Here is a 6,674-nt window from a genome sequence, read left to right on the forward strand (position 1 = left end):
AAAGCCTTCTACGAGTTGTTCCAACGCCTTCTGACTGCCATCCGCAGTTTCGTTGACGAGCTTTTCAATCGCTGGCGCCATAATCTTTTCCAAGCTGGCCTCCAGTCCTTTTTGAATGCCAGATGTCGCCTCAATCAATGATTCCTGCATCTTTTGGCCAATACGCTCAGCCATACCTTGAAGCGCTTCACGTGATTCAGCTCCGTCCTCTGAAATATTTTTTAATTGCGCCTCTGCGCTTAGGCGAGGAAAAAGTTCATCAATGCGCACTTGCAAACGATAAATCTGGGATCTGGCGACACTTTCCAGCCATTTTTCCATGAAGTTAAAAATGACGCTGAGTGTCACGCCCCATACTGAGGTCATGAATGCAATCTTTGCTCCACTGATCACATGCGCAAGTCCTGCCTTCATATCCTGTATGGCAGCATCATTGCCAATATTCAGTTCTGATAAACCCAATTGCAGGCCTACAAAGGTTCCTATAACACCAAGCGCAGTCAGAAAGCCCGGAACTGCAGCAAGCATACGGCTTTCTGTAATACCCCGGGCCAAAGTCGAACTATTGAAGAAATGGCTCGAGTCATAGATATTGTGTAGATGGATATCCTCTCCGACCTTTGCCTCTATAAGCGTTTCATCAAACTCTTTCCATAAGTGCCCTGCGTTGTGTCTAACCTTACTGGCTTTATCTCGGAGTTCTTGACGATTCATAACAACAGACTGTGAAGTCTCGTTTTTCAGAAGCTTTCGAATCCAGCTGGTTCGTAAGTAGGCTTTTAACACTGCCACCAAGGAAACAAAAAGAAACAACACAGCCACACCGATGAGGACGGCAACAAACAGCGCACTAAGTTGTTCAGCAGTCTCTGGATATACCCCAAGTGTTCCGAAATCCGGAAATAATCCTGCCAAATTCAACTGGTCTTCGTTAGCGTTCATATCTTGTCCATTCAGCTTATTGTCATCTACGTAGTGTCGCCGCCAAAGCTGGGGCATGAGGCTACCTGTAAACAGAAAGACTCTCGAGGCAAAGTTCTCTATGCTCGAAGTCGGTTATTTACTATCTCGTTCTTCTCCGTGGGTCGACACTCCGTTAAATCCGTCAAAAACTTCCCGAACGACACTCTCCAGTGCATGCACTTCATCATCTGTCAGCGCGGAAAAATCCTTCTCCCGTTTCCGCTTCGAGAGTTTGCCATCATTTTGCCGAATAAACAGGATCAGATTCTGTGCCAGTCGATCCGGCATATCGATCATCTCCATGATTCTGGACATGGCTTCATCGTGCCGGCGCAGATAATCGATTTCTCTGGGCAGGTCATGCTCGACCGTGCGCTGAACACAGGCATAGAGAAATTCTGCCTGCTCGGTACAATCGAAGTACCGGTAGAGGTCAGCGGTGTCATTCAGCACTTCGACATTGTGATCCGCTGTCGGGCGCCATTCGATGAAATCCATCAAGGGCATGGAGTGGGTCTGTAATGTCCGGCGATAATCGTCGATCCGGTCCAGCATGACGGAAGATACCGGAAAGACCATACCCTCCGGGGTGTACTTACGTTCCGCCAGTACATGATGGATCAGGCAACGGTGTACACGGCCGTTGCCATCCTGGAACGGGTGTACGTAGACAAAGCCGAAGGCGGTTGCTGCCGCCTGCAGGACAGGATCCAGATCGTCATCCCGCATTCGCTCATTGGCACCCAGCATGCCGGCACACAGCGCTTCGAGGTCTTCAGGGCGGGCGCCGATAAATTCCGGCAGGGGGTCGTTGAGATGATCCCGCTCACCGAGGAAGACACCATCCGGGCGCAGGCCCGGAAAAACGAACCGTGTATCCTCGATCAAGACATGGTGCAGGCGAATGATTTCTTCGAGCGTGAGCGCATTTTTCCCGGCCTGGAGCACGGCCTTGCCCCATCGCTCCAGGCGGCTGCGCGGCGCGCGCTCACCTTCGATCTCGAAGCTCGCGCGGCTGTCTGCCAGCAGCAGGAAACTGGCAGCCCGCGTGACGAGGTGTTGACCGGTACGGCCTATTGTTTCCGCTGCACGCTCGGCCAGACCCAGCCGGGTGAAGGCTTCAAGCCGTTCTGTTCTGCGTATGATGGGGCACCAGTCACCACTGCCCAGCAGATTATCCCGCACCTTGTGTCGCCGTGAGACTTCTCCCTGTCCAGTGAAGTAGGCCTTGGGATCCAGTGCATCCACGGCCTTGACGTTAGGCGCATCGTCAACGTCGAGCGTCTGCCCGGTCAGTAGTTCATAGAAAAACCAGGCGCGCCGCGTCTGTGCGCCCGTCGGCTTGGAACGGATAAACGCTTCCAGTAGGGCTTTGGGTACCGCCTCGAAGACGCGCTTCAATATCAACAGATCAATTCCTTCGTGGCGCAGGGCAAAGGTCAGGTGGTCGACAAACTGGTCGCCGGGTTGGTAGCGCTTGTCGAAAACGCGGAAACCAGCCTCCTCCCGGTGACTGCCCTTGACATGTTTCTCCGAGACACAGCTGGGTTGCCGGACGGGCGCCTGAAGATCCAGCGCCTGAACGAGCGCTGCCCAACCGACAAGCTGCGCCCCTGTTGGGACAAGCTTGTCCTGAAAGCCAGTAGATGTTTTCAATTTTAGGCGCAAAGATCGAAAACCTGTTAGTTAGGTCGAATATTGTTCGATATACAGCATATTTGTCGAATTTTATAAATACTTAGGTCGAAAACCATTCGCATAGGTCGATTTTTATTCAGAATATTGCAATTATGTCGAAAAATCTACCCACACCAGAACCTCGCGGATTGTAACCATCAGTTTCAATTTTCAAGGACTTTCACCTCAGACCTTCAGGATCCAATCCGGCCTGAAATCCGGGTTCAGTGCCTCCGGTGCATACCCCCGAGGGTTGCAGACCACCCGGGTGCCATAGACCTTATAGTCGAATGACTCGTGCATATGGCCATGGACCCACAGCGCTGTCCGGTCACCCTCCATGAGATTCTCCAGGTTGCTGGCAAAGGCCGGGGTTAGCTGGTCACGCGTATACCTTGGGTGTACCGATTGCGATGAAGGGGCATGGTGGGTGACCACCACGGTCTGGCCGTCGAATGGGTCGGCCAGCATCGCAGCCAGCCAGTCCCGGCTTGCTGTATGCAGACGAACGGCATCCTCGGGCGTGAATGGCTTGCCGTTGTTATGGATGATGGAGAAATCCGTCATCCGCTGTCGGGCTGTCTGCATGGCGAAAAACTTGTCTGCTTCGCCGAACAGGGCAAAGTCGGTCCACAGGATACTGCCCAGGAATCGTATCCCATCGATGATGATTGGATCATCGTTCAGGACATGGATGTGGTCCGGGGCATGCGCCTTTAACTCGTCGATCAGGGCGATATCGTGATGGTAGAACTCGTGGTTACCTGGCACGTAGATCACGGGCCTGTCCGGGAATTGCTTCTCTGCCCACTGCAGGCCACCCATTCCCACACCGATGTCGCCTGCCAGAATCACAACGTCGGCATCGGTTGCCGGCGGTGTAAAGTCCTCGAACTCGATGTGCAGGTCATTCAGGATTTGGAGTTTCATTTCCTGATAGTAGTGGGCAGTGACTCGCATGAACACCCCTCATGCAAGTCACCTGCGCGGTCATTGCCATGGGACACCAATCCCTACAGCCTGAATATGCCTGTTCTCAGGCAACGCGGCTATCCCTGCGGGGATTCAAACGCGTTATCCAATCTGCCCTTAACGGGGCTGCATTTAAGTACGTCAATAACACCTCCTTTGAGTGATGCGGGAACTTCCCGCGGGTTTGAGCAATATGAATGGACAACGGCCGGACACAACGATCCGTTCGTCTCCGGTTCACAAGAGTTGATGCCAGGCCATGATCGGACGCTGGCGTGTTCACGCTGTGCGTGAGACTTTGAGGATGGATCCACGGCTTTCGCCGCTGCGCGTTACAGGACCCGGGTGCGCTTTTAGCAATAGTCATTGAGGTATTTCCCATTGAATCGCACGCGAACAAGAACACATCACCCGCTCGTCACTGGAAAAATCGACCGGGAGTCCTTGCGGCTACGGGATTTTCCAACGCCGGGTTTCGCAGTTCATCCGGCACCCACCAGACAAATTCCACAGTGCCATTTTCGCTACTACTACATTCCTGGGTAGCCGTGGGTGTTGTAGTAGTCGTCCTTCCTGGATTCTGGAAATTTGTCTGGTGTTAATGTCCACGACATGCACTGACTACGTGGCAATCTGTGTTCCCCAACGCTTGTTGGTAAAGACCTCAGCTTGCCGCCTGAAACAGCTGGACCCGTACATCGGCCACCTGCCGGTGCCCGGGTTGGATACCAGTGTGTTCATCATTCCCGAGGACCGGGTGAAGAACGGTGAAGAACGCTTGCTGGAACTCAACCGGGTTGCAAAATCCGTCATCGAGGATGCGCGCGGTGAACACCCGGAATTTGTGTTCACCTACCGCGGCCATCCGCTGACGGTGATGAACAACTCGGCCTGGCAACGGGCGCGCAAGCGCGTGGGACTTTCACAGGTGCGGGTGCACGACCTCAGGCACACCTTCGGCCGCCGGTTACGGGCGACCGGGGTAAGCTACGAGGACCGGCAGGATCTGATGGGACACAAGTCGGGCAGGATCACCACGCACTACTCGGCGGCCGAACTGGAGAACCTGATCGAGGCGGCCAACCGGGTGTGCGGGGAAAACTCCCGCAAAAGCCCCGCACTGGTGTTGTTGAAGCAAAAGGCAGTTGCGGTAGACTTTGATAACAATGTTTCTTCCTGAATTTTAATTCCCAACAAATTTGCTCTAAATGGCCCTAAATGCGCTTATTTGGCCGTAAGTGGGGTACGTTTATTGGGAACTGTATTGTGCTGTGCCACGAAGGATTTCGCGGAATAACCTATTTTACGCTCGACATAATATCCTATTAATGATACAACTTAATAACCTGGTTTTAGTGCAGCACAATACCCTGGGTTAAATACAACGCAAAAACCGATGAAGCGCGTGTAGAACATGGCAACGCCCTCAGAAAAACTGGCCCGATCGCTGGAAGCCCTGAAAGCGCTTCAGGATCGTGGCGTGGTCGCTATCCGCTCAAGTGACCTGGAACGTACCGACCGGGAACGTCTTGTTAAGAACGGTTTTCTGCAACCCGTCATGAAGGGGTGGTACATCCCTTCCCGCCCTGACGAGGTGGCCGGTGAAAGTACCGCCTGGTACGCCTCATTCTGGGGTTTTTGCAGCTCGTATTTGAATGAGCGTTTTGGTACCGACTGGTGCCTGTCACCGGAGCAGTCCCTGCTATTGCACGCCGGGAACCGCACCGTGCCGCGCCAGCTATTGGTCCGCTGCCCAAAGGGCGATAACAAGATCATAGGGCTTCCACATGGCACCTCACTCCTGACGGTTCGGTACAGCATGCCGGATAAGCGAGACATAGAAATAAAAAATGGCCTCAATCTGTATGCCCTGGTGCCAGCCCTGGTTGATTGTACACCCAGATTATTTCAGCAAAATCCGACCGATATTCGTGCCGTACTGTCTATGATTTCTGATGCCTCTGAAATCCTTGCAAAGCTCCTTGAAGGCGGTCATACCACGATTGCCGGACGGCTGGCTGGTGCCTTTCACAATATTGGCCGTGATCGTATTGCAGACGATATTGTGAAGACAATGCGCGCTGCCGATTATGACGTGCGGGTATCTGACCCGTTTGAAACAAAACTGCCTGTTATTCTATCAGGCAGAGAGCGCTCTCCTTACGTTAACCGTATCTACCTGATGTGGCATGCGATGCGAGAGACCGTCATAGCGCGTTTCCCGGAAGCGCCGGGGATTCCTGAAGATATCAAGTCTTACCTGCAACAGGTTGACGATATTTATGTCACTGATGCCTATCACTCCTTATCCATTGAGGGCTATCGCGTCAGCGCTGAATTGATTGAACGCGTGCGCAATCACAACTGGAATCCAGACACTAACGAGGAGGATCGGGAACAGCGCAATGCGATGGCAGCACGCGGCTATTACCAGGCCTTCCAGGCCGTCAAGGAAAGCGTCACAAAGGTTCTCAGGCACGAGAACCCTGGCAACGTTGTCGATGATGACCACGGCACATGGTACCGGGAACTGTTCGCGCCCAGTGTTACAGCGGGCATTTTGCAGCCTGCTGACCTTGCCGGCTACCGTAATGATCAGGTCTATATCCGCCACTCCCTGCATACACCACCAAACCGGGAAGCGGTACGTGATCTCATGCCAGCGCTTTTTGATCTGATCAAGGATGAAGATAACCCGGCTGTTCGGGTTGTACTGGGACATTTCATGTTTGTGTATATTCACCCTTACATGGATGGCAACGGACGCATGGGACGGTTTTTAATGAATATCATGCTGGCTGCCGGCGGCTATCCGTGGACGGTCATTCCTGTAGAAGAGCGCGACGCCTATATGAAAGCACTCGAAGCAGCCAGTACCACTGAGGATATTGTTCCTTTCACTGACTTTCTTGCTACGCTGGTCAGAACCAGCCTTGAAGGAAAACCAGGGCCAACGGTGCCCTGATCGCCAGCATGAGACTACAGACAAGGTGTGCGGCCCCCCCCGCAAAAGTCCCGCACTGGCGTTGTTGAAGCCAGGGACTATTGCAACAAGTGTTGCA

At 53.2% G+C, this 6,674-nt stretch carries 5 protein-coding genes; 2 read left to right on the forward strand and 3 right to left on the reverse strand.

Annotation, left to right across the window (positions count from 1 at the left end; genetic code table 11):
• From zorA to ACW81B_RS02425, 3 genes are all read right to left on the reverse strand, one after another.
• Positions 1 to 942: anti-phage ZorAB system protein ZorA (zorA, locus tag ACW81B_RS02415; protein ID WP_491578610.1), on the reverse strand; the 942-nt coding region annotated here is incomplete at its 3' end.
• 114 nt (positions 943 to 1,056) lie between these two features.
• Positions 1,057 to 2,619 carry a Fic family protein gene (locus ACW81B_RS02420; RefSeq protein WP_491578611.1) on the reverse strand — a complete coding sequence of 521 codons (1,563 nt, stop codon included), beginning with the start codon at positions 2,617 to 2,619 and terminating at the stop codon, positions 1,057 to 1,059.
• A 207-nt stretch (positions 2,620 to 2,826) separates the two neighbouring features.
• Positions 2,827 to 3,600, reverse strand: coding sequence for a metallophosphoesterase (locus ACW81B_RS02425; protein ID WP_491578612.1), 774 nt, complete (start codon positions 3,598 to 3,600; stop codon positions 2,827 to 2,829).
• A 613-nt stretch (positions 3,601 to 4,213) separates the two neighbouring features.
• Here ACW81B_RS02425 and ACW81B_RS02430 point away from each other — a divergent pair.
• Positions 4,214 to 4,792 carry a tyrosine-type recombinase/integrase gene (locus tag ACW81B_RS02430; RefSeq protein WP_491578613.1) on the forward strand — a complete coding sequence of 193 codons (579 nt, stop codon included), beginning with the start codon at positions 4,214 to 4,216 and terminating at the stop codon, positions 4,790 to 4,792.
• A gap of 546 nt (positions 4,793 to 5,338) precedes the next feature.
• Positions 5,339 to 6,577 (forward strand): Fic family protein, encoded by a 1,239-nt coding sequence (locus tag ACW81B_RS02435; RefSeq protein WP_491578614.1) that lies wholly within the window; start codon positions 5,339 to 5,341, stop codon positions 6,575 to 6,577.
• Positions 6,578 to 6,674: the final 97 nt, after the last annotated feature.

The sequence above is a fragment of the Thiogranum sp. genome, from assembly GCF_058323355.1.